The following is a 24,231-nucleotide window of genomic DNA, read 5'->3' as shown; positions in this document are numbered from 1 at the left end:
AAGCAAAGGAACAGCGCCATGTCTCTCATCGGCAAAAGCGTCACACGTTTCTGGCTTCCAGCATTTCTGATAGCAGTGGGGAGTTCGTTGATACCGGCCAGTGCCACCTCTGAGCTCAGCCTTGACGAACCCCTCCATCAAGCCAAGGAAGAAGGCATGCGCCTGTGGGGCCTGCATGAATGGATCGACATGCAGCCCCCGTTGGAAAAAGCGGCCGAGGCCGGTGATGTCGAGGCCATGTACTACCTGGGCGAGGCCAACCGGCTGCTGGACCGGGGTATGTCCCGCGAAGCGATCGACTGGTATCACCGCGCGGCGCAGGGCGGGGATCCCTACGCCATGCTCCGTCTGAATTGGGGCATGATCTGCGAGCTGGCCGACATCTGCCCCGAAGAGCATGACTCCTGGGCAGAAATGGCTCTGGACCGGGAACTCCCCAAAGCGGAGGAAGGGGATCCGGATGCCATGCTTGCACTGTATTCGATCTATGTTGCGCTAGAAGATGTTGAAGAAGGTCGGAACTGGTTGCGCAACGCTGCCAGGGCGGGCCTCCCACAGGCACAAGACCTATGGGCGAGTCGTATTCAGGAACGCTCCGGCGAGTGGCCCCCGCCGCTGGAAGACGTGCAGGCCGCCGAGCCCTGGTTCCGCAAGGCGGCCGAACAAGGGTATGCCCCGGCTATGAATAACCTGGCCGGCAATCTCTGGCGACAGGACGACGTCGAGGGCTCATGGAAATGGGTCGTGCGCGGGTCCGAGCATGGCTATGTAAATAATCGAGTGACTTACGGTCGGTGCCATCTCAAGCCCGAGGACCGGCCTTACTGCCCCAATGACAGCGATCCGATCAAGGGCTGGGCCATCCTTCATGCAGCGTACGAAGAAACTCGCCATGATGATGCTCGCTGGTATATGGAGGAGTTTTCGGATCTTCTCAGCGACGAAGAAATCGCCGAAGCCGAAGAACTCGCCGAGGAGTGGCTGAACCGCGAGCCCCCGCTGTCCTATTTCCCGCCCAAGTACGGCCTGTAGCGGAATGCTCCTGTTTTGGCAGGTCACCGCCCGGACCGGTTGGCTCCCTTGGAATAGTTGCCGCCTGCCCGAATCCCTGGCGCAGGCCGACCCGGAGCACGATGCCTCCGGAAACGGCGTCCGCATCGGGATCACCGCCCGCCATGACGACGCCGTCGGCACCGGTCCCGGCCAATCCGGGCAGAGTTTCGCGGTCACCCCCAGCCTGGCCCTGGACGGTCACGTCATCGTTCCCACCGTGGAGCCCGGGGCCAACGGCGCGACGACGCCGCTGCGAACGCAGGGCCAGCACGCCTTCGACTTCGGCCGTGGCGAGATCGCCCTCGCGCCCATCCAGCTGCCCGATCCCGCCAAGGCGGAGCCGGTCATCGTCCCCTTCGGCCTTGATGCCAATCACCCCGATGCCCGCTCCATCGGCCGCTACTGCCTGCACATCGAGCCCGTGCTCCACGGCCATGCCGCCGTCTCCGTGGCGCTGGGCGGCGGCGTCGGGCTCGACACCGCCGGGGGCCGTCTCGCCGTCAACGGCCTCGCCCCCGTGGAGCGCGACGGCGTCGATGCCCGACTGGAGGCCTTCGCCGGCACCGGACTGGCCGGCCACAACCACTGCCGTCTGCTCTGGCAGCCGCCGGCGAACCTGCTCGCGCGCCTGCCGCGCTACCAGGCCATGGCCGAGATCGACCGCGCGGGCTACGCCCGGGACGAGGCCCGCCAGTGGAAAACCCTGACCCGTGCCGAGATCAACCCCGAAGTACGCGTCGGGGTCGGCGGCGAGGCCGCCTTCCGGCTCGGCCTGCACAACGGCCGCTTCGTGCTGCACGCCTCCCTGCGCCTGGTGCTCGGCGTCGGCGGCGGGGGCAGCGTGCGCCTGGCCCTCGACACCCGCCACCTCGACCTCTGGCTCGCCATGATGCACCAGGCGCTGGTGGAGGTCGGCTACGAGCGCGTCGACTGGATCGACGAAGACGCCTTCGAGGAGATGAGCCGCCTGGCCTACCTCGCCGCCATCACCCTGGTCGAACCCGCCCTGCTCCTGCTGCGCGGCACCCACCGCCTGCGCCAGCTGATCGAATGGTTCACCCGGGAGCGGGACATGGCCAGCCGGATCGCCTACGAACTCGCCGCCGAGGAACCGCCCAACCTCCGGTATGACCCGGAGGCCAGTCGGGAACACCACAAGCGCGTCCAGCAACTGCGCGCCTGGGTGCGCCAACTGCCGCCCGAGGCCCTCGGGCCGCTGCTTTATACCCTGACCAGTCAGCCGCAGGCGTTCGAGGTGGAGGAGAACCAATACAACGTGGAGCAAGCACGAGGATTCCACCAGCGGGCGATCCTCAACTGCCTGCAATGGATTGTCTCCGGCGTCCTGGCCGGCGTCTACGGGCCCCGGCGCGAGTTCTCCGCAGAGCACCCGAACCCGGCGCAAAAGTTGTTTGAAAAGGCCGTGGTGCGCATGGCCCGAGACGGACAGCCTACCGACGCATCGAGGGCCGATGCGTATGCCGAGAACCGAGGGCGGCTGGATCAGTTCATATCAGGGGGCCGCGCTACCCCTGAGCAATCCGATATGCAAAGGAAATACAGACAGAATGCCGGCTGGCTTTCCCGCCACATTCAGTAGAAAGGAAGGCATGCGACGACAACGGGCGGTTTGCGAAGGCCCAACAGAGGTATCGGTAATGCCCTGCACAAGAACAATGGTTTTCCTCTTGATCGTTGGCTTATGGGCCGGGACGGCTCAAGCCAACAAAGGCGAAGACACAACATCCCCAGAGCTCGATGCCGAGCAACAACAGGCCAAGGAAGAAGGCATGCGCCTGTACGGCATCCGCTGGCGCAGCGTGGCCATCCACCACCTGGAAAAGGCCGCCGAGGCCGGCGATGTTGAGTCCATGTACACCCTTGGCGAGATCTACCGCTTTATGGACCGTGGCATGTCCCACGAGGCCATCGACTGGTACCACCGCGCGGCGGAGGGCGGGGATCCCTACGCCATGCTTCGTCTGAATTGGGGCATGATCTGCGAGCTGGCCGACATCTGCCCCGAAGAGCATGACACCTGGGCAGAAATGGCCCTGGGCCAGGAACTCCCCAAAGCCGAGGAAGGGGATCCGGATGCCATGCTTGCACTGTATTCGATCTATGTTGCGCTGGAGGAGGTGGAAGAGGGTCGGAACTGGTTACGCAACGCTGCCAGGGCGGGCCTCCCACAGGCACAAGACCTGTGGGCGAGTCGTATTCAGGAGCGCTCCGGCGAATGGCCCCCGCCGCTGGAAGACGTCAAGGCCGCCGAGCCCTGGTTCCGCAAGGCCGCCGAGCAGGGCTACGCCCCGGGGATGTACAACCTGTCCCTAGCCTTGCGGGATCAGGAGCGGTATAACGAAGACTGGAAATGGACGAAAAAAAGTTCCCGACATGGCCATATCAGCGGTCGTCTCGCCGTTGGCTGGTGCTACCTGGATAATACCTGGGCGGATTTCTGCCCGGACGACGCAGATGACACGGTCAAGGGTTGGGCCATACTTCACGCGGTTTATGAAGAGACGCGAGATAGCACGGCCGAGGGCATTCTTGGGCGAGAACGCGACCGCATGACCGAAGATGAAATCGCCGAAGCCGAAGAACTCGCCGAGGAGTGGCTGAACCGCGAGCCCCCGCTGTCCTACTTCCCGCCCAAGTACGGCCTGTAGCGGAAATGACCGGCTCGGGCCCCGTACCGCCCCGTCGGGCCGACCACCTGTGGCATAACAGCCATGGATCTACCATGCCCCTGTGCGGTCCAGCACCGGACGGGCACGGCGCTGCCGCTGCCTCATTGCCCGGACGGCAACGACTGACTCTCTCCGCGTGGGTTCGCGACTAACGCCGGTCCCCCGTGGCCTGCTCCGCCATCTGGTCGAAGCTGGTGTGGCGCACGTCCTTGCCCTTGACGCAGTAGACGACGTATTCACAAATGTTGCGTGAGCGGTCGCCGATGCGCTCCAGGGCGCGGGCGGACCAGACGATGTCCATGATGCGCGGGATGGAGGCCGGTTCCTCGGCCATGTAGTTCATCAATTCGCGCATGATCTGTTCGTACTGGCTGTCCGCCTGGATGTCCTGCTGCGCAACGCGGACGGCCTGGTCGGGGTCCATGCGGGCGAAGGCGTCCAGAGCGCCGCGCAGCATCTGGCGGACATGCTCGCCCAGCACGGCCAGTTCGTCGACGGGGCTGTGGTTGCGGTCCCGCTCCAGCAGGTGCAGGGCCATGCGGCCGATGCGCTCGGCCTCGTCGCCCATGCGCTCCAGGTCGGTGATAGCCTTGATCACGGCGATCAGCAGACGCAGGTCGGTGGCGGTGGGTTGACGGCGGGCGATTATGTGGCTGCACTCGTCGTCCAGCGCCACTTCCAGGTCGTTGATCCGGTAGTCGCTGGTGATCACCTTTTCGGCCTTGGCGCTGTCGCCTTCGACCAGGGCCGCCACGCCGTCGGCGAGCTGCTGCTCGACGAGGCCGCCCATGGTCATGACTTTCCGGAGGATGTCTTCCAGTTCTTCGTTGAACTGTTGGGAGATGTGTTGCTGGAAAAAGTTGTTGTCCATGGTGGTTCGACCTGTATTGACTGTAGCTATGGCGGCTTGGGTTGGGTGGTGCCGGACTGCGGGGCGGTTCGTCGTTCATGGGGACGCTGTGAATACATCCCTGTACGCTTGAAGGCGGCATCCATGCCGCCTACACCCCATGAACGACGAACCGCCCCCGCAGCCCGGCACCACCGACTTCGACGCCCTCTAATGGCCAACCTATCTTGGTGCCTCTGTCTTGGCGGCCTCGATTCCGCTGCCCCCTCCCCGGCGACCCTTATCCGGTCAACCATAGCGACCGGTAATGTAGTCCTCGGTCTGCTTCTTCGCCGGGGTAGTGAACAGGGTGTCGGTGTCGTTGAACTCCACCAGTTCCCCCAGGTACATGAAGGCGGTGTAATCGGACACCCGGGCCGCCTGCTGCATGTTGTGGGTGACGATGGCGATGGTGTACTCCTCCTTGAGCTCGAACATCAGCTCCTCGATCTTCAGCGTGGCCAGCGGGTCCAGGGCGGAGGCGGGCTCGTCCAGCAGCAGCACCTCCGGCTCCACCGCCACGGCGCGGGCGATTACCAGCCGCTGCTGCTGACCGCCACTCAGGCCCAAAGCGTTCTCGTGCAGGCGGTCCTTCACCTCGTCCCACAGAGCGGCGCGCTTGAGGGAGCGCTCCACCACCTCGTCCAGCACCCGCCGGTTGCGCACGCCCTGCAGGCGCAGGCCGTAGGCCACGTTCTCGTAGATGGACTTGGGGAAGGGGTTGGGCTTCTGGAAGACCATGCCCACCCGGCGGCGCAGCTCGGGGATGTCCACCCGGCGGTCGTAGATGTCTTCGCCGTCGATGCGGATGTGGCCCTCGATGCGGCAGTTGTCGATCAGGTCGTTCATGCGGTTGAAGCAGCGCAGCAGGGTGGACTTGCCGCAGCCGGAAGGGCCGATAAAGGCGGTAATCCGCCCCCGTGGGATCTCCATGTCGACGCCCTTCAACACCTTGTCCTGCCCGTACCAGAGCTGCAGGTCGCTCACCTCCAAGCAGGTGTCGGTGGCCTTGCCCGGCTTGGACTTGGGCTTGTTTTTCAGCGCCTCGACGTTGTAGCCGTGGGTCATGCCACCCTGTTGCTGTTCGTTCATCATCGTGCTCACCATGGCTCGGTACTCCGTGAATTCGTTATCGGGCCTTCCGGCCCCTGCGGCCGCCCTTCCGGCGACCGGATTCGTCGACCCGGTCCGGGCCTCAGTCGCTCTGCGCCTTGTAGCGTTCGCGCAGGTAGTTGCGGATGGAGATGGCGGAGAGGTTCAGCACCACGATGACCATCAGCAGGATCAGCGCGGTGGCGTAGACCAGCGGCCGGCCAGCCTCCACGTTGGGGCTCTGGAAGCCCACGTCGAAGATGTGGAAGCCCAGGTGCATGAAGCTGCGCTCCAGGTGCACGAAGGGGAAGTCGCCGCTCACCGGCAGCTGCGGGGCCAACTTCACCACGCCCACCAGCATCAGCGGCGCCACCTCCCCCGCCGCCCGGGCCACGGCCAGGATCAGCCCGGTGATCATCGCCGGCGTGGCCAGGGGCACCACCGTGCGCCAGAGCATCTCGCTCTTAGTGGCGCCCAGGGCCAGCGCCCCGTGGCGGATGGAGCCGGGGATGCGGGACAGCCCCTCCTCCGTGGCCACGATGACCACCGGCAGGGTCAGCAGCGCCAGGGTCAGCGAGGCCCAGAGCACCCCGCCCTTGCCGAAGGTGGGCGACGGCAGCCGCTCGCCGTAGAAGAGCTGGTCGATACCCCCGCCCACGAAGTAGACAAAGAAACCCAGCCCGAAGACGCCGAAGACGATGGAGGGCACCCCGGCCAGGTTGTTCACCGCGATGCGGATGGTGCGGGTGAGCGGCCCCTGCTTGGCGTACTCCCGCAGGTAGATGGCCGCCAGCACCCCGAAGGGGGTGACGAAGATGGCCATGACGATGGTCATCAGCACCGTGCCGAAGATGGCCGGCAGGATGCCCCCCTCGGTGTTGGCCTCGCGGGGGTAGCCGGTGACGAAGTCCCAGAAGTCGCGCACGTAGAAGGCCATCTTCTCGCCCACGCCCATGGCGTTGGGCCGCCAGGGCTTCACCACGTCGCCCATGGCGATCTCCACCTGCTCGCCGGAGGCGGTCTCCATCAGCAGCGAGAAACGGGCCACCTCGCGCAGCAGCTCGTCGCGGCGCTCCACCAGCCCTTCGTACTCCTCCTCCCAGCGATCCCGGTCCGCCTGAATGGCGGCGGCCTGTTCGGCACGCGCCTCTTCGGAAAGGGTCTCGTCGGCGTCCAGGCGGCGCTGGGCCAGGCGCAGCTCCTCGATGGCCGCGTTGACCGCGCCGATCTCCACCCGCTCGATATGGCCGATCTCCTCGATCCGGCCGCGGTTGTCCTGGAAGAGCTCATCGAAGCGGGTCCAGGCGGCCTCATCGCCCTGGGCCACCGCCTCGCCGTCCACCCGCACCTCGCGCAGGTAGCCGATGAAGTCCCCCCACTGGCGGCGCTCCATCACCACCACGTCCTCGGGGTAGCTCCACTCGGACATGCTGGGGCCGGCGAACCAGGCGAAGTCCCGGCCGTCCACGTCCCGGTTGCCCCGCTTGATCCGGTAGCGGGTGACCAGGGCATCGTCGTCGGCCACATCGAAGCCCCGCTCCCGGGCCGCCGGGGCGGTGAGGGTCTCGGCCGCGTCCACCTCGCCCAGCACCTGTCGGGTCTCCCGGCCCGGCTCGCTGTACTCGAAGGCCACCACGTTGCTGGGCCAGAAGTGCTGCAGGCCGTTCCAGGCGATGTGGGCGATCAGCCCCACCACCATCACGATAGAGATGGCCACGGCACCGGCGTTGAGCCAGATCCAGGGCGTACCCCGCTTGAACCAGTCGCGCATCGCTTCAAATTCCTCTCGTTGACAGTCCGGGTCGGGACGGTCCGGGTTGGCGTTGTCTCATCACCGGGCTCACAGGGTGCTGTACTTCTTGCGCAGGCGGTGGCGCACGATCTCCGCCGCCGTGTTCACCACGAAGGTCATCAGGAAGAGCACCAGTGCCGCCAGGAAGAGAATGCGGAAGTGGGTGCTGCCCACCGCCGCCTCGCCCATCTCCACGGCGATGTTCGCCGACAGGGTGCGCATGCCCTCGAAGAGGTTGAAGTTGACCACCGGGCTGTTGCCCGTCGCCATCAGCACGATCATGGTCTCGCCCACGGCGCGGCCGAAGCCGATCATGATGGCGGAGAAGATGCCCGGGCTGGCGGTGAGCAGCACCACCGTCACCATCGCCTGCCAGGGGGTCGCCCCCAGCGCCAGGGAGCCCTGGGTCAGGTGTTTGGGCACGTTAAATATGGCGTCCTCGGAGATGGAATAGATGGTCGGGATCACCGCGAAGCCCATGGCCACCCCCACCACCAGGGCGTTGCGCTGGTCGTAGTTGATGCCCTGGTCGGTGAGCCACTGGCGCATGTCGCCGCCGAAGAAGGCCAGCTCCAGGAAGGGGCTGGCGGTCACCCCCAGCCACCCCACCAGCAGCACCACCGGGATCAGCAGCGCCGCCTCCCAGCCCGCCGGGGCCAGGCGGCGGATGCCCTCCGGCATCACCCGCGTCCAGAAGTAGGCGGCGAACACCATGGCGATGGGCATGACGATCAGGATGGAGAAGACCGCCGGCAGGTTGCGCTCGAAGAAGGGCGCGGCCCACAGCCCGGCCAGGAAGCCGAGGATGACCGTGGGCAGGGCCTCCATGATCTCGATGGTGGGCTTGGTGATCTGGCGCATCTTCGGCGCCATGAAGTAGGCCGAATAGATGGCCCCCAGCACCGCGATGGGGATGGAGAAGAGCATGGCGTAGAACGCCGCCTTCAAGGTGCCCACCGTCAGCGGCACCAGCGAAAACTTGGGCTCGAACTCCTGGGTGGCCGAGGAGGACTGCCAGACGTAGGCCGGGTTGTTGCGCCCCTCGTACCAGACCTTCTGCCAGAGGGCGGAGAAGGAGACCTCCGGGTGGGGGTTGTCCACCGCCAGGAAGTGGAAGGTGCCATCGCCCCCCACCGCCAACATGGCGTCCTGGCGCGGCGCCATGGCCAGGCCGTCCACCCGGTCGGCGCCCTCCAGACCGATCCGCGAGAAGGTCCGGGCCGACGTGGCGTAAGCCAGTTGCACGGTGCCGTCCTCGGCGCCGGTGGCAAAGCCCTTGCGGCCATGCTCGGGGGCGATCACCGAGATGGGCGCGGCGTGGGCGTCGAAGCTGCGCACCTCGGTCAGGCTGCGGCTGCGATCCTCCCCCCGGGTGATTATCCACTGGCTCACCGAGCCATCGGACCCGCCCACGATCATGGACGCCGCCCCCAGCAGAAAGTCCATGGCCGTCACCTCGGCGCCCTCGCCGGTGATGGCCCGCTGGCTGCTGACCAGCTCGGGGCGGTTGAGGTTGGAGACGTCGAAAAAGTGCAGCCGGCCGTCGGCACCGCCCACGAACAGGTTGCGCATGGTGGTGTCCAGCAGGATCTGGGTCACCTCGACGCCGGCCTCCGGCCAGGGCAGTTCGTAGATCTTGCGCTCCACCGTGGCCGCGCCGGTGAGGAAGTCCGTCTCCTCTTCGAACATCACCAGGCGCAGCGCCTCGGCCTCGTTGTTGGCCGCCACCACCGCACTGCCTCGCCGGCCGCGCTGCACGGTGATGGCGTCCAGGGGCAGCCCCTCCTCGGCAAAGACCTCCAGCGGCTCGCCCTCGCCTTCCGGGTAGGTGATGCTGGGGGTGATGGCGCGCCGCCCTTCCGTGTAGCTGACGTCGTAATCGTGGCGGGCCATGATGGCGGTGCCGTCGGACAAGCCGTAACCCACCAGGCGCGTGCGCGCCTCGGCCACGTCGAAGCTGCGCACCTCCACGCCCTCCGGCCGGTTCAGGCGGTACTCGTCCAGCAACTCGCCGCTACCGGGGCGGAAGAAGTAGACGCCTCCCTCCTCGGTGAAGCGCACCGCCACCTCCTGGTAGCGCTCCATGGCGGTATGCAGGGTGCGGCCGGAGTCGGTCCCGCCCGGGGCGGCGTAGGTGGACACCGGCCGGATCTCCGGGTCGCCGAAGATGGGCAGGGTCTCGGAGAAGAGGTAAACGAAGATCAGCCCTAGGGCGACGATCACCCCCACCCCGAAGGTGGCGATGCTGCCCTTGCTGATCCAGTCCTTCACGTGACGCCACCGGCGCCAGCGCCTGCGCTGCTCTTCGCTGGGGAGATAACGGCCGCTGGTGCCGCCCGCCGCGGCTGGGGAGGTGTCCGTCATGGTCAAGGTGTGAACTCGCCGTGGTGGATGAAGTGACGGCGATGGTAGGCGCCCGGCATGACGGTTTCGTGACAATTTGGCGAAGGCCCGCTTGTGTCATGGAACTGTCATATTGACAGGCCATTCATGGCCTTAGAATGCGCATCGTTCCACCGAGCCAATCCGAGGCACCGACCATGCGCACCCGTTCCCTGCTTTGCTCCGCCCTGCTCTCCCTGGCCCTGACCACCGGCCCGGCATTGGCGGGCCCGCCGCCTTGGGAGGAAAGCGCCGCCGACGACCACAGCGCCGAGGGCCAACGGGAGATCGCCCTGGCCCACGCTGATCAGGAGGACTACGCCGAAGCCCTGGCGTGGCTGGAGTCCGCCGCCTCGGCGGGCAGCGCCCGGGCCAAGGTGCACCTGGGCTACTTCCACCAGGAGGGCCTGGGCGTGGAGGCAGACGGACAACAGGCGCTGCACTGGTACCAGCGCGCCGTGGAGGCCGGCCGCACCGAGCACGCCACCCGCGTCGCCTGGGCCTACCTGGAGGGGGCGTGGGTGACGCCCGACCGGGAAGCGGCCGAACACTGGTTCCAGGTGGCCATCGACGCGGGCCACCACGAGGCCCACCTGGGGATCGGATCGGTGCTGCTGAGCGACGTGGTGGGCGGCGGCTCCGCCGAGCTGGCCGAGCGCGCCCAGGGGCATTTCAAAGCGGCCCTGGAGGAAGGGCTGGACATGGGCAGCTACTACCTGGCGCGGATGTACCGGGAGGGCCTGGGCATCGAACCCGACCCCGAGCGCGCCCTGCCCTACCTGTACGAAGGGGCCCGCTCACCGGACACCCAGATTAACGCCCCCATGCAGGCCTGGCTGGCGGAGATGTACTACGCCGGCGAAGGCATGGACGAGGGGGACAAGTTAGAGGCCGCGAGTTGGGCTTGGCTGGCGGCGGCCAACGGGCACCCGGACGGGGAGCGGTTGGTGAACGCCATTACGGCGGAGTTGGATGAAGCGGAGGCGGATGAGGCCAAGGAGCGAGCTTGGCGGCGGGCTGGGGGACGCTGACTGCATACATGCCTGCCATGCCCCTTGTTTCTACCCCATTCAATATAAGGACCCAATCAGCGCATGCCATTTTCCGGTCCGCGCGCTCTCGCGCCATTACCAAAGACGGATGGTGAACCCCTCCGCTGCGTGAGGCGGCGCGGACCGGCGCGCTCTACCGGTCCCCCTAGACGCACCGCAGCGCCATCCACAATGACCGAATCCTGGCCATCGACGAGGCCAGCGTCACGTTCCGCTACCAGGACTACCGGGCGAACGGCAAGCGCCGTGAGGTGACGCTTGCCGGTGAGGAGTTCGTGCGCCGGGTGCTCCTACACGTGCTGCCGAAGGGGCTGATGCGAATCCGCCATTTTGGGCTGCTGGCTAACCGCAGTCACAGGGCCAAGCTGGCGCAGGTGCGGGAAGCACTGTCAGCCTACACTGAACCGCCCGCTTTGGCGGGTGAGGCCTCGGCTGTTGGCACCCCCTGCCCGGAATGCAAGTCGGGCTACTTGTTCGTCATCGCGGAACTGCAACCCCGTGCGCTGCGGGAGGAGGCGGAACGACGACGATCCCCGTAGCTCGACGCACCGTCTGAACGTGTGGAGAAGACCGCCTTCAGAGCAAGGCGCGGTCCCTTGCGGGCCATCGGTTGGAATTCGGGCAGGGCTGGTGCAGTATCAAGGGAACGAACTCACGGCCAGCTTCGAGGAGACCGGCGGTGGTCGCTCAAGGAAGACCCACGCATTACTCGGTTCGCGCCGCTAGGTGCGAAGTGCCCCACGGGCGCCTGATACTTTCCCCCTTATATAGAAGACCACCCAGCGCGTGCCTCCGGGCAGGGCGGCTCAGTCCAACAGACATTTATCCGCCATGCTGCGCACGGCAGATAAATGCTTAGATGTTAGCGGGTGGAGTAATGGCGCACTACGACGACCACAGCGAGCATGACGAAGAGCTCTAGCCTGCGTTGGACGAGATCGACTTCTCACGGATCCATACGATGTTCCGTAGCTTGGTCCTGTTCGATGACATGTTCCTCAACATGCAGGGGATGAACATCGCGATAAACGACTCCTTTATCACGGACCAAGAGTACAACCTTTTAAGAACATATTTTGAGATTGAGCGGACGCCTACTCAGCAGGCGCTGTTTGTGTCGGCGCAGTCTCAGATGTGGATATTCGCGTTATACGAGTTGCTCAGGACGTGGCGCCACCGGATTCGCAAGTTGAAGACATGGCGCGAGAACGGCGCCATCCCTCACATGATGCGTCGGCTCCAGCAGGATCAGCACAACCTAGGAGCTCTCATGAAGGTGAGGCATCTTGAGCGTCTCCAAGAGGATCCGGAGTTCGTTGCCCTCATGGAGGCCCACGATGCGGCGCTAGAGCCGGTTTTCAGAATGGCTGAATCGATCCGCATCAACTTAGCTAAGCACGAAATCAAGGGCAAGCCGAACGCACCTGTTCGCGCGCCGGGGTACGGCAGGATAAATGGCATGTGTGGCGCCCTAGACTTCGAGCTAGACATGGGCGACAACACTTACCAACTGATAAACCGGAGAGACATCGCCGAGGCGCTCAGACGGGTTGGGGTCGCGCCATCCCATCAGCGCTAACATCGGCTTGGACGCCGGCCGTTTGGAAGCCGGCCGTTAGCGGAAGACCAACAATAAGACTCTGGGGGAATTTGCATGGCCCGCAAGGGAACCTACTACCTAGGGAGGGTAGTAAAGACCGGCGCTCTTGAAACCGCCGACATAAAGGCCGCTCTGCGTGCGCCTGAGAGCATAACGAGGTACGGTTCCGCATGGACGTTCCTTGACGTCCGCGAGCTTTCCGATGGCCGATCCTCATACTTTTTTGGGCGTCTTGGGAAATACGATCCAGACGGCGAGGTTTCGGTAGTCGATCCGGAGCAACACAAGGAGACGACTCAGCGGCAGCCCAATATCACGCGCGCATCGAGCCCTTTCCTATACGTCCCCGAGCATTCGGGCCTCTCGTTCCTCCATGTGTCCAATCAGATAGAGCATACGACCTTCATGAATCGTTGGGCTGAGGTTATCAATGCCTCGCACAACCAGCTTCTTGCGCGGTGCGATGTCGACCCCATAGCTGATCTTCGTTCATTTGCACGCAAACTCAACGGATTAGACGGAATATATCGCGTATCAGCGACCGTGTCGCCGCCCAACCCATTGTTCGGTCCGTTGTGGGAGGATCTCAAGAACTACCTCAAGTCCCGCAACACAGACCGCATGAAAGTCGAAGAGGACAGCAGCCAAAGGGAGCCGCTCGACACCGACCTGCCGGAGCATGTCCAAGGTATTGTTCAGCAGAGTGCGGACAAGCCGTACGCACCGGGATCGTTGCCAATCGGAGATGCTGCCATCCTGATGGCCGCTGATGGATACGGCAAAGGATACGTGCGGGGGAAGCAGGGCGATGATGTGGTAATAATCAGGACCTCTGAAACGGTAAGGAACTTCTCGTTCGCGCGAGACCCTGAACCCGAGGAACTCTACCGGAAAACGGCCGCTATACTTGAGCGAATCAAAGAAGAGCGACACATGGAGCACGATTGATGCTCGCGAAGCTCCTTGACCTAAAGCGGCTTCTGTTGGTGTCGCCCGAGCTTCTTTGCGTTCTAGCGGTCGCGCTCCTGGCGCACCGAAACCCCGAGTTTTTCGAGGCGGTGGCTTCGTCTGTTAGAGATGCAAAGGGGCTTCCTGCCTTCCTTGGCGGGCTTCCGCTTGTGCTGGTAGGTGTTAGCTACAAACTCGGCATGGATGTGCTACGGCCGGGGGACGAGGAAGAGAATAAAGTTCTTTACCAGTGGCCGCAGTATTGGGCCCTGGAGTTTCGGGTGACTGTGTCTCTCCTTCTCTGCGGGGTGGCGACCGGAGCTATGGCGCTGTTCTATCTCAACCCGCTCGAGTGGAGTCCTGCAACGTCTGGAGCTGTGTTCGTGGGCGCGATGCTTGTTCCTGTCATGACCGTGATACCGCTCGCTGCCGCTAAGTTGGCTATCAGGAAGATTTTGACTTTATACCGCTAACAAATTGCTCAACCGGACGCTCGTGCCTCGCGCCGGTTAGCGCCACGTTGATGACAAGACATGGACACTAACCTAATCACAACTGAAATCCTGAAGACACTGTGGTGGGTGATTCCTATCGCCCTGATCATGGCGATACTCCGCTCTCCATGGTTCAAGGGGCTGGTCGGCGAATCCTTGGTCAAGTTGGCAGCGAAGCTAAGGCTCCCGGCGAGTAAATACCACCGACTGCACAACGTCACGCTACCCACACCGGACGGAACCACGCAGATCGACCATATCTTCGTGTCTCGCTACGGCATCTTCGTGGTAGAGACAAAGAACATGAAGGGCTGGATTTTCGGCGGCGAGCGTCAGGCTCAGTGGACGCAGAAGATCTACAAGAAAACCTTCAAGTTCCAGAACCCCCTTCGCCAGAATTACAAGCACGTGAAGGCACTGGAGTCAGCGCTTGGTGTCCCGCCAGAGCACATCCATTCCGTGGTGGTGTTCACGGGTGCAAGTAGGTTCAAGACGCCCATGCCCGCCAGCGTGACCTGGGGCGCCCAAGTTCCACACTTCAGACCGAAAACCCAAGGGGTTGTGGGACGTAAGTGCTTGAAGCGATTGATCTGCGCGGCCAGAACCAGCCAAGCCGCTGTTGTGTCACGCGAATCCTAAGCTGGCTATTGATTGCAGGTCTCTGGGTGGCATAATGTCATGCCATGTACACGCGCATCACAAAGTCCGGCCCGCGCCGCTATTTGCAGTTGGTCGAGGGCTACCGAGACGCCAACGGCAAGGTTAAACAGCGTGTGGTAGCCAGCCTGGGTCGCCTTGATCAGCTTGAGGCAGCTGACCTGGAGCCGCTCATCAAGGGACTCCAACGGGCGGTGGGGCGTCCTGAATCATTGCCTGAAGCGCCTCAGTTCGAGACCGCCCGCGCCTTTGGCGATGTGTGGACCCTCCATCAGCTCTGGCAGGAGTTAGGCCTGGATGGGGCCTTGAAACGGGCTCTGCGCTCCTCCCGACGACAGTTCGATGCCGAGGCACTCATCCGAGCCATGGTTTTCAACCGCCTCGCTGAGCCGAGCAGCAAACGCGGCACGCTGGAGTGGTTGCGCGAGAGCACCAGCATGCCCGGGCTCGATGCCTCGACCGTGCACCACGAGCAACTCCTGCGTGCCATGGATGCGTTGGAGGACCACAAGGAGGCCGTGGAGCGTGCGGTAGCCGGCCAGTTGCGGCCGCTGCTTGACCAGGATCTCAGCGTCATCTTTTACGATCTCACCACGGTACGCATCCACGGCACCCATGCGATGGAAGACGATATCCGTCAGCATGGCCTCAGCAAGGACACCGCCGGTATTGGCCGCCAATTTGCGCTGGGGGTGGTCCAGACTGCCGAAGGCCTGCCGATCGCCCACGAGGTCTTCGAGGGGAATGTCGCCGAGACGCGCACCCTGGCCCCAATGATTGAACGTCTGCTGGAGCGTTTCGCGCTCGCCCGCGTGGTAGTGGTCGCCGACCGCGGCCTGCTCAGCTTCGATAACATCGACACTCTGGAGGCACTGGGCGTCGAGCAGGGGCTGACGGTCGACTACATTCTGGCTGTACCCGCCCGGCGTTACGGGGACTTCACCGAGGTGATGGAGTCTCTGCATACGCAACTGGAAACCGCCGTCACCGAGCCTAGTCAGGACGTGGTGACCGAAACCACCTGGCAGGGCCGACGCCTGGTGGTGGCCCACAATGCCGAACGGGCCGCCGAGCAGAGCGCGCAGCGTCGGCAGACCATCGAAGAGCTTGACGCCCTTGGTGCCCAACTCGCCGAGCGACTCGATAATCAGGATGCTGGCCAGCCCGGTCGTGGGCGGCGTTCCACCGACCGTAGTGCCTACCAGCGCTTCCACAAGGCCGTGCTGGAGAGGCGCATGAGCGCGATCATCAAGGCCGATCTCGGCTCGCCGCAATTCAGCTACACCATCGATGAGCCCGCCTGGGCGGCTGCCGAACGTCTGGACGGCAAGCTACTGCTGGTTACCAGCCTCACCGACATGGGGGCGGAAGCTGTGGTAGAGCGTTACCGCTCCCTGGCCGATATCGAGCGTGGATTCCGGGTACTCAAGAGCGAGATTGAAATCGCGCCGGTCTACCACCGGCTGCCGGAGCGCATTCGGGCGCACGCGATGATTTGCTTCCTCGCGCTGGTGCTCTACCGGGTCTTGCGCGGGCGCCTCAAGGCCGCCGGCAGCGCCTGCTCACCGGAAAAGCTGCTACGGAGCCTGCGGCAAATCCAGCGGCACACGGTGCGTGTGGGTAGCCGCGCCTACGAAGGGCTTACCCGACCCAACCAGGAACAGCTGGACCTTTTCGAAGCCGCCGGCGTGGAGGTTCCGAAGGCCCCGCGTTGACCGTGTTGTGGCATTTTTCGAATTCCGGGCCTAACAGGATCAGATAGTTACGGCGTTAACTGTGGAACTTGGGGGGGCGGCGCCTACATCACGTACATCAAGTCATTCACTGAGCCGGTGCTGAGTGAGTCCGAGGTACAAGACCTCCTGTCGCAGATCAAGTCTGGCCGATTGGAGCCAACACGGAAGACGCATCGCCAGCACGTCCAACAGCTCCGGTCTCGGTCCGACCCGACGGCAGAGCGGAAGTGTCCCAGGTGTGGTAACGACATGGTCTTGCGCACGGCCAAGCGGGGCGCGAATGCAGGCAATCAATTCTGGGGTTGCTCGGGGTATCCCAAATGCAGGGCCGTTCAAAGTGTCAGTTAGCAGATAGCCTCGGGCACCGTGCCTCCTTCCAGAACTGCTCAGGCTATAGTGCGGCAGAAGGGGCTGTATAGCCCCGAATTGCGTGAGGCAGCGGGGCTACGCCGCCCTGGCAAGTCCTCCCTATGCACTTTTGCAACCAAGAGGAACCCGCCATGACTGATCTCCGGTCCATCCAGGCACCGCTCAAGGAGCAATACCGTCAATCCCCGGAATCGGCCCTCGTCACGCTGAAGGCGGAGGGCCGTGTCGGCGAAGGGGTCTCGTGCAGTCTGGCCACCGGCAAGGCGCTGGTCGAGGCCGGGCTGCACCCCGCAACCGGTGGTCCCGGCACCCAGGCCTGTTCCGGGGACATGCTGCTGGAGGCGCTGGTGGCGTGTGCCGGTGTCACCTTATCGGCGGTGGCAACGTCCTTGGAAATCCCCATCGAAGAGTGCACATTACGTGCTGAGGGGGACCTGGATTTCCGTGGCACGCTGGGCATCTCGAAGGAGGCACCGGTGGGTTTCAAGGAGATCCGCCTGGAGATCGCGCTGCAATCCCCCGCGTCAGCGGAGCAACTGGATACGCTCCTGGAACTCACCGAACGGTACTGTGTGGTGGCGCAAACGTTGAAGGCCGCCGTGCCGGTGCACGCCAGCTATCGCGACAATGCCCAATAACCAGAACCCGGAACAACGCGCCCGCGACCGCATCGATGAACAGCTCCGCGCCTCCGGCTGGACGGTGCAAAGCCTGGCCGCACTGAACCCGCAGGCCACCCGGGGCGTGGCGGTGCGCGAGTACCCCACCGACGGTCAAGTCCCCATCGGCACCATCCAGCGGCTCTACTTCACCCTGACGGGTGAGCCACTGCCTTAACCAAATCAACCATGGGAAGCTGCCATGTCGGATTTCCAAACGCTACGCGAAAAAGCGCGCGCCTTTGCTGAGGCTCGTAACTGGGACCAATTCCACTCCCCCAAGAACCTGACGATGGCGCTGTCAGGAGAGGTGGGGGAGCTCCAAGACCTATTTCAGTGGATGACAGAAGCGCAGTCTCACGAGCTCACGCCGGATCAGCATCAGGCAGCGGCGCACGAAATCGCGGATGTGCAGATTTACCTGCTCAGGCTGGCAGATAAGCTGGGTATAGATATTCCTAGAGCCGTAGAGGAGAAGATGGCGCTCAACGAAAAGCGCTATCCCGCCGAAAAGGTGTGGGGATCATCACTCAAATACACTGGGTATCAACGCGAGGATGATTCTGCCTCATGATTGTATATGCTGCGAACAAGGCTGCCTTCGTCGAGGATATACGCCTCAACCGGATCCACGAAAAGATATTGCTGGAGTTTCGTCGGCGTCTTTCACGATCAGTCGCTGCCAAGGAGGTGGACTCCTGGCGCAATTCGCTGCAATTCATGGCCAACCTATTAGTCGACCCGGAAATCCCGGATGATGCCGGCGTGTCACTCGAGTACCACATCCCCCTGACCAGCAAGCGTATCGATTTCATCCTGACCGGCCAGAGCGACAGACGTGAAGAGACTGCTGTCATCGTGGAGCTAAAACAGTGGCAGCAGGCTGAGGCGCTGGGTAAAGACGGCATTATCTGCACCCCACTCGGCGGCGCTTGGCGGGAGACCAGCCACCCCTCCTACCAAGCCTGGACATATGCGGCGCTGATTGAGGACTACAACGAAACTGTTCGTGCCGACTCGATCCACCTCGCGCCCTGCGCATATCTGCACAACCTTGATGACGACAGAGCGGTGAATGACCCGGTGTATGCGTCGCATATTGCCCGCGCACCGGTCTTTATTTCCCGTGATGCAGAGCGCCTTGCCGATTTTCTGAAGCGCCATGTCCGCTATGGTGATCGGCACGACATCATGTACCGCATAGAGAATGGACGTATCCGGCCATCTCGCAGTCTAGCGGACGCGGTCCTGTCGATGCTGAAGGGCAACGACGCCTTCGTCATGATCGATGACCAGAAGGTCGCGTTCGAGAAGGCGCTGGAGTTAGCCCACAGAGCCCAGCATGGGGAAAAACAGGTGCTAATTATCGAAGGTGGACCCGGCACTGGAAAATCGGTATTGGCTATCAACCTCCTCGCCAAACTGACAGACCGAGACCTTGTCTCCCAGTACGTGTCGAGAAACGCGGCACCTAGGGCGGTATATGAGGCCAAGCTAACTGGTTCTTTCAAAAAGAGCCGCATCAGCAACTTGTTCCGAGGTTCAGGCTCTTTTATGGAGAGTGAGCCCGATTGCTTCGACGTATTGCTAGTAGATGAGGCACACCGTTTGAACGAGAAGAGCGGCCTGTACGGAAACCAAGGCGAGAACCAGATAAAGGAGATTATGCATGCCGCCCGGCTGTCCGTCTTTTTTGTGGACGAGGCACAGCGAGTAACCCTCAAGGATATTGGCACCCGAAACGAAATCCGCCACTGGGCCCAGACTCTCGGGGCCGAAGTGACAGAGCTCAGGCTGGCGTCACAGTTCCGCTGTGGTGGCTCGGATGGCTATCTCGCTTTTGTCGATCACCTTTTGGCCATTCGAGACACCGCTAATGCAGACGTTGAATCTATTGATTTTGACGTCCGCGTAATGGAATCACCACAGGATTTACGGCGGGAGGTGCTGGCGCACAATGCCAATAACCGTGCTCGCATGGTGGCAGGTTACTGTTGGGACTGGAAGAGCAAAAAGGACCCAACGGCCATGGACATAGAAATTCCTGAACATGACTTCTCTGCCCAGTGGAACCTAACTAAGGACGGCAGCCTGTGGGCCCTGGCCGAGCACTCCGTCGAACAGATCGGCTGTATTCACACCATTCAAGGATTGGAGCTTGACTATGTGGGTGTCATCATAGGTCCAGATTTAGTAGTCCGCGACGGTGAGATCATCACTGACGGGCGCAAACGATCTTCAATGGACCGATCGGTTCGGGGTATTCGAAAACTCTACAAACAAGACCCGGAAGACGCTCAGCGCCTAGCCGACGAAATCATCAAGAACACTTATCGTACGCTGCTGACTCGCGGAATGAAGGGCTGTTTTGTATTCTGCACGGACCCAGAGACCAACGCCTGGTTCCGCAAACAGATCGAAACCCCCGCTAACAATACCGTAATGCGGGCGGCTAACTATGAAGCCCTTCCCTACCCACTTCTGGCCACTGAGGACGTGAGGCCTTTTGAAAATGCTGTTCCGGTATTCGATCTAGCAGTGGCTGCCGGCGAGTTCAGCGATGCTCAATCAGTAGAAGATTGTGACTGGATGCAACTTCCTGATTGGCTCCGACCCGAACCAGATTTTTTTGTTACCCGCGTTATTGGCGAGTCCATGAATAAGCGCATCCCGAACGGCTCATGGTGTGTTTTTAGAGCGAATCCGGCCGGCACTCGGGAAGGCAAGATTGTTCTGGTAGCACACCGTGATATCCAGGATGATGATACCGGGGAGCGTTACACAATCAAACGGTATCACAGCGAGAAAGCGGTTGGAGATGACGGGTCGTGGTATCACACACGGATTGTGCTGAAGCCTGAGAGTCGCCATTTTGGCTATCGGGATATTGAGCTAACCGAGGACGCCGTGACCGAACTTAGAGTAATCGGAGAGCTGGTCACGACGCTGTAATGAAGTGACCCCCTCCAGAGCTGCACAGGCTATAGTGCGGCGATCAGGAGGACGACATGAGCAACGAAGCGACCATCAAGCGCTGGACCGCGAAGCGTAAATCCGCGGTGGTGATGGACGTCTTCAAGCGCAAGGCCGGGACGACGGCATGAATCCATCGACCCATACCACGACAGCAAGGAGGCTGTATGAGTGAAATCGTAATCTTTGAAGATGCCAACCAGCCGGTCGAAGTCCGACTGGAAGGCGAGTCAATCTGGGCGACTCAGAGCCAGATGGCCGAGCTGTTCGATACGACAACGGACAATATCGGGCTACACCTCAAGAACATCTATTCAGAGGGCGAGTTGGCCGAGTCGGCAACTACCGAGGAATTCTCGGTAGTTCGCCAAGAGGGCAACCGCCAGGTACGCCGGCGGCTCAAGCACTACGATCTGGACGCCGTGATCTCAGTGGGCTATCGGGTCAACTCGGGGCGTGCCACCCGCTTCCGCCAATGGGCCACCCGCGTCCTGCGCGAGCATCTGACCCAGGGCTACAGCCTCAACGAACACCGACTGGCCCAGCAGGGCCTGTCCGAACTGGAGCAGGCGGTGGAGTTGCTGGGCCAGACGCTCACCCGGCAGGAGCTGGTTTCCGACCTGGGCCAGGAGGTGGTGGGGCTGATCCTCGGCTATGCCCGCACCTGGCGCCTGCTGCAGGACTACGACGAAGGCGCCTTGGGTCTGCCGCCCGGCGCCCGACCGGCCCGGGGCGTTCTGGCGCTGGACGAGGCACGCCGCGCCCTGGATGCCCTCGCGGCTGAACTGCGCGAGCGGGGCGAGGCCACGGAGCTGTTCGCACGGGATAGGGGTGACGGGCTGGCCTCGATTCTGGGCAACCTGGAACAGAGCATGTTCGGCGAATTCCTCTACAAGACGCGTGAGGAACGCGCCGCGCATCTGCTGTACTTCGTCATCAAGAACCACCCCTTCTCGGACGGCAACAAGCGCTCTGGCGCTTTCCTGTTTCTGCTTTACCTGCGCCAGGAAGGCATGCGCCTCACCCTCAACGAACAGGGCCTGACCGCCCTGACCCTGTTGATCGCTGAGAGCGACCCCAAGGCCAAGGACCTGATGGTGCGCTTGGTCATGAACCTCATTTCGGAAGACGTGAGCAACAACCACGACGACAGAGCGAGTGCCGAATGAACGCCGGGGAACCTCGTCTCTAGGATCTGGAACTTCTGTCACATGCTGCGCGACGAGCACCTGCGCGAGTTCATCGAGCGCTACAAGCCGGGGGCGCGCCACCAGCGCCAGGCCACCTGGAGCGAGGACAACTTGCCCGAGCCGGACGGACGACATTGCCGAAGAGATCATCGAGAACCTGGAGGCCGGGCTGGAGAGTTTCCGGGGGGTGTTGTCGGAGTTGCAGTCCGAAAGGTGATTACTGCGGTGAGAATGGTGGGCCCCGCATTGCACGGGGCCCACCGCCCTACAAGTCAGCGGTTGCGGCCTTATTTCATGGCGTCCGCCAGGATGCCGTTCAGCGTCGGGCTGGGCCGCATGACCTTGTCGGCCACCTCGGGGGACGGGTGGTAGTAGCCGTCCAGGTCCGCCGGGCTGCCCTGGACCACGCTCAGCTCTTCGAGGATCTGCTCCTTCTTCTCTTTCAGCTGCTTGGCCACCGGCCCGAAGTGATCGGCCAGCTCCTTGTCCTCGGTCTGAGCGGCAACCGCTTCGGCCCAGTAGAGGGCCAGCCAGTAGTGACTGCCCCGGTTGTCCAGCTCGCCGGTCTTGCGCGACGGCGACTTCTCGTTCTCCAGCGCTTCCTCGGTGGCCTGGTCCAGGCACTGCGCCAGCACGCGGGCACGGGCGTTGTCCTGCTTCATGCCCAGTTCGTCCAGCGACACCGCAATGGCCAGGAACTCGCCCAGCGAATCCCAGCGCAGGTGGTTTTCCTCCTGCAGCTGCTGGACGTGCTTGGGCGCGGAGCCGCCGGCGCCGGTCTCGTACATGCCGCCGCCCTTGAGCAGGGGCACAATGGAGAGCATCTTGGCCGAGGTGCCCAGTTCCAGGATGGGGAACAGGTCGGTCAGGTAGTCGCGCAGGACGTTGCCGGTGACCGAGATGGTGTCACGGCCGCGCAGCGCACGCTCCATGGAGCGGCGGATGGCCTCCTCGTAGGTCTGGATGCGGATATCCAGGCCGCTCAGGTCGTGCTCTTGCAGGTAGCAGTTGACCTTCTTGATCAGCTCGATGTCGTGGGGGCGGTTGCGGTCCAGCCAGAAGATGGCCGGGGTGTCGGCCTCGCGGGCGCGGCGGACGGCCAGCTTGACCCAGTCGCGCACGGCGATGTCCTTGGTCTGGCAGGCGCGCCAGATATCGCCCTTCTCCACCTCGTGCTGCATCAGCACATGGCCCTTGTGGTCGACGATGCGCATGATGCCGTCGGCCTCGAGCTCGAAGGTCTTGTCGTGGGAGCCGTACTCCTCGGCCTTCTTCGCCATCAGGCCCACGTTGGGCACCGTGCCCATGGTGGTGGGGTCGAAGGCGCCGTTGGTCTTACAGAAGTTGATCATCTCCTGGTAGATCTTGGAGTAGGTGCTCTCCGGCATGACGGCCTTGCAGTCCTTCGGCTTGCCGTCGGGCCCCCACATCTTGCCGCCGTTGCGGATCATGGCCGGCATGGAGGCGTCCACGATCACGTCACTGGGCATGTGCAGGTTGGTGATACCCTTGTAGGAATCCACCATGGCCATTTCCGGGCGGTGCTCGTAGACGGCCAGGATGTCGCGGTGGATCTCCTCCTGCTGGGAGCGCGGCAGGGTTTCGATCTTCTCGTAGACGCTGCTGAGGCCGTCGTTGGGGTTCACGCCCAGTTCTTTGAACAGGTCGCCCCACTTCTCGAAGACCTCTTTGTAGTAGACCTTCACCGCGTGACCGAACACGATGGGGTGCGAGACCTTCATCATGGTGGCCTTCACGTGCAGCGACCACATGACCTGGGAGTCCTTGGCGTCTTCCATGGTCTCTTCCAGGAAGTCGCGCAGGGCGTTCACGCTCATGCGCATGCTGTCGATGATCTCGCCGGTCTCGAGCTCCAGCTTCTTCTTCAGCGTGACGTTGCCGTCCTTGTCGACGAACTCGATGCGCACCGTGCCGGCCTGGGGCATGGTGACGGACTGCTCCGCGGAGTAGAAGTCGCCGCCGCGCATGTAGTCGGCGTGGGTGCGGGAGGCCTTGCTCCACTTGCCCATGGAGTGCGGGTGCTTGCGCACGAAGTTCTTCACCGCCCGGGGGGCGCGTCGGTCGGAGTTGCCCTCGCGCAGCACCGGGTTGACCGCGCTGCCCAGCACCTTGGCGTAGCGGTCGTGGATCGCCTGTTCCTCGTCGTTCTTGGGCTCGGCGGGGTAGCTGGGAACGTCGTAGCCCTGGGACTGGAGTTCGCGGATGCAGGCGTTGAGCTGGGGGATGGAGGCGCTGATGTTCGGGAGTTTGATGATGTTGGCGTTAGGGTCCTGCGTCAGGTCACCGAGGAAGGCCAGGCCGTCCTCCACCTTCTGATCGTCGCTCAACCGTTCCGGGAAGGCGGAGAGGATGCGTCCGGCCAGGGAAATATCAGAGAGTTTGACATCGATGCCGGCGGCGCCAGTGAAGGTCTGGACCACGGGGAGTAAAGAGCGGGTGGCCAACGCAGGGGCCTCGTCCGTGAGGGTGTAGTAGATGGTGTTCGTCGCGGTGTCGGTCATGGGATCCTCTTATTGGTGATCGTTGGATGACGACGCTGTAGTTATTATTGGGGCCTGATCGGCCGTGGAAGGCGATTGGGCCGTCTGCGTACTCGCTGAGAGCCCCGAGGGTAGTCACTCCGCCCCGGTAGGC

General features: G+C 63.0%; 19 protein-coding genes and 2 pseudogenes. 16 read left to right on the top strand and 5 right to left on the bottom strand.

Annotated features, from left to right (window positions below):
• Window positions 1–18: 18 nt before the first annotated feature.
• Genes MLG_RS05830 through MLG_RS05820 form a run of 3 tightly spaced genes read left to right on the top strand, consistent with a single transcriptional unit; the run spans window position 19 to window position 3,722 of the window.
• On the top strand, window positions 19–1,032 hold the full coding sequence (locus MLG_RS05830) for a tetratricopeptide repeat protein (protein WP_011628885.1): 1,014 nt from the start codon (window positions 19–21) through the stop codon (window positions 1,030–1,032).
• Window positions 1,033–1,036: 4 nt separating this feature from the next.
• On the top strand, window positions 1,037–2,653 hold the full coding sequence (locus MLG_RS05825) for a hypothetical protein (protein WP_011628884.1): 1,617 nt from the start codon (window positions 1,037–1,039) through the stop codon (window positions 2,651–2,653).
• 58 nt (window positions 2,654–2,711) lie between these two features.
• A complete protein-coding gene (locus MLG_RS05820) occupies window positions 2,712–3,722 on the top strand; it encodes a tetratricopeptide repeat protein (protein WP_011628883.1) in 1,011 nt (336 codons plus the stop codon).
• A 169-nt stretch (window positions 3,723–3,891) separates the two neighbouring features.
• On the opposite strand, the gene phoU is transcribed toward MLG_RS05820, so the two are convergent.
• From phoU to MLG_RS05800, 4 genes and pseudogenes are all read right to left on the bottom strand, one after another.
• Window positions 3,892–4,614: a phosphate signaling complex protein PhoU gene (gene phoU / locus MLG_RS05815; protein ID WP_011628882.1), complete on the bottom strand. Its 723-nt coding sequence runs from the start codon at window positions 4,612–4,614 to the stop codon at window positions 3,892–3,894.
• Window positions 4,615–4,881: 267 nt separating this feature from the next.
• A pseudogene (gene pstB / locus MLG_RS05810) lies at window positions 4,882–5,634 on the bottom strand (phosphate ABC transporter ATP-binding protein PstB); the annotation flags it as partial.
• A gap of 193 nt (window positions 5,635–5,827) precedes the next feature.
• On the bottom strand, window positions 5,828–7,495 hold the full coding sequence (gene pstA, locus MLG_RS05805) for a phosphate ABC transporter permease PstA (protein ID WP_011628880.1): 1,668 nt from the start codon (window positions 7,493–7,495) through the stop codon (window positions 5,828–5,830).
• Between the two features lie 69 nt (window positions 7,496–7,564).
• Window positions 7,565–9,880, bottom strand: coding sequence for an ABC transporter permease subunit (locus tag MLG_RS05800; RefSeq protein ID WP_011628879.1), 2,316 nt, complete (start codon window positions 9,878–9,880; stop codon window positions 7,565–7,567).
• 176 nt (window positions 9,881–10,056) lie between these two features.
• Here MLG_RS05800 and MLG_RS05795 point away from each other — a divergent pair, with 176 nt between their 5' ends.
• The 13 genes and pseudogenes from MLG_RS05795 to rhuM all read left to right on the top strand — a co-directional run bounded on the left by MLG_RS05795 (window position 10,057) and on the right by rhuM (window position 21,555).
• On the top strand, window positions 10,057–10,929 hold the full coding sequence (locus MLG_RS05795; protein WP_041718347.1) for a tetratricopeptide repeat protein: 873 nt from the start codon (window positions 10,057–10,059) through the stop codon (window positions 10,927–10,929).
• Window positions 10,930–11,111: 182 nt separating this feature from the next.
• Window positions 11,112–11,489 (top strand): annotated as a pseudogene (locus MLG_RS05790) (transposase); the annotation flags it as partial.
• A gap of 389 nt (window positions 11,490–11,878) precedes the next feature.
• Complete coding sequence (locus MLG_RS05785; RefSeq protein ID WP_011628877.1) at window positions 11,879–12,529, top strand: hypothetical protein; 651 nt, start codon at window positions 11,879–11,881, stop codon at window positions 12,527–12,529.
• Window positions 12,530–12,604: 75 nt separating this feature from the next.
• A complete protein-coding gene (locus MLG_RS05780; RefSeq protein ID WP_011628876.1) occupies window positions 12,605–13,498 on the top strand; it encodes a hypothetical protein in 894 nt (297 codons plus the stop codon).
• Window positions 13,498–13,971 (top strand): hypothetical protein, encoded by a 474-nt coding sequence (locus MLG_RS05775; RefSeq protein ID WP_049753526.1) that lies wholly within the window; start codon window positions 13,498–13,500, stop codon window positions 13,969–13,971. The genes MLG_RS05780 and MLG_RS05775 overlap by 1 nt, the downstream gene beginning before the upstream one ends.
• Window positions 13,972–14,031: 60 nt before the next feature.
• Window positions 14,032–14,631 (top strand): nuclease-related domain-containing protein, encoded by a 600-nt coding sequence (locus MLG_RS05770; RefSeq protein WP_011628875.1) that lies wholly within the window; start codon window positions 14,032–14,034, stop codon window positions 14,629–14,631.
• A gap of 44 nt (window positions 14,632–14,675) precedes the next feature.
• Window positions 14,676–16,364 (top strand): IS1634 family transposase, encoded by a 1,689-nt coding sequence (locus MLG_RS05765; RefSeq protein ID WP_011628874.1) that lies wholly within the window; start codon window positions 14,676–14,678, stop codon window positions 16,362–16,364.
• A 117-nt stretch (window positions 16,365–16,481) separates the two neighbouring features.
• Window positions 16,482–16,733 (top strand): topoisomerase DNA-binding C4 zinc finger domain-containing protein, encoded by a 252-nt coding sequence (locus MLG_RS15850; protein WP_269490053.1) that lies wholly within the window; start codon window positions 16,482–16,484, stop codon window positions 16,731–16,733.
• A gap of 152 nt (window positions 16,734–16,885) precedes the next feature.
• Window positions 16,886–17,392 carry an OsmC family protein gene (locus MLG_RS05760; RefSeq protein WP_011628873.1) on the top strand — a complete coding sequence of 169 codons (507 nt, stop codon included), beginning with the start codon at window positions 16,886–16,888 and terminating at the stop codon, window positions 17,390–17,392.
• Window positions 17,382–17,591, top strand: coding sequence for a hypothetical protein (locus MLG_RS05755; RefSeq protein ID WP_011628872.1), 210 nt, complete (start codon window positions 17,382–17,384; stop codon window positions 17,589–17,591). Before MLG_RS05760 ends, MLG_RS05755 begins: the two co-directional genes overlap by 11 nt.
• Before the next feature lie 24 nt (window positions 17,592–17,615).
• Window positions 17,616–17,987, top strand: a complete 372-nt coding sequence (locus MLG_RS05750) for a nucleotide pyrophosphohydrolase (RefSeq protein WP_011628871.1) — start codon at window positions 17,616–17,618, stop codon at window positions 17,985–17,987.
• On the top strand, window positions 17,984–20,365 hold the full coding sequence (locus MLG_RS05745) for a DNA/RNA helicase domain-containing protein (RefSeq protein WP_011628870.1): 2,382 nt from the start codon (window positions 17,984–17,986) through the stop codon (window positions 20,363–20,365). Before MLG_RS05750 ends, MLG_RS05745 begins: the two co-directional genes overlap by 4 nt.
• A 188-nt stretch (window positions 20,366–20,553) precedes the next feature.
• Window positions 20,554–21,555 carry a RhuM family protein gene (gene rhuM, locus MLG_RS05740; protein WP_011628869.1) on the top strand — a complete coding sequence of 334 codons (1,002 nt, stop codon included), beginning with the start codon at window positions 20,554–20,556 and terminating at the stop codon, window positions 21,553–21,555.
• Between the two features lie 308 nt (window positions 21,556–21,863).
• Here the strand turns inward: rhuM and MLG_RS05735 are convergent, their stop codons facing one another.
• Window positions 21,864–24,098 carry an NADP-dependent isocitrate dehydrogenase gene (locus MLG_RS05735; protein WP_011628867.1) on the bottom strand — a complete coding sequence of 745 codons (2,235 nt, stop codon included), beginning with the start codon at window positions 24,096–24,098 and terminating at the stop codon, window positions 21,864–21,866.
• Window positions 24,099–24,231: the final 133 nt, after the last annotated feature.

The sequence above is a fragment of the Alkalilimnicola ehrlichii MLHE-1 genome, assembly GCF_000014785.1.
In the GTDB taxonomy this organism is placed as follows: domain Bacteria; phylum Pseudomonadota; class Gammaproteobacteria; order Nitrococcales; family Halorhodospiraceae; genus Alkalilimnicola; species Alkalilimnicola ehrlichii.
Note: the sequence above shows the minus strand (reverse complement) of the source record. Positions and strands in the feature narration are given on the sequence as shown.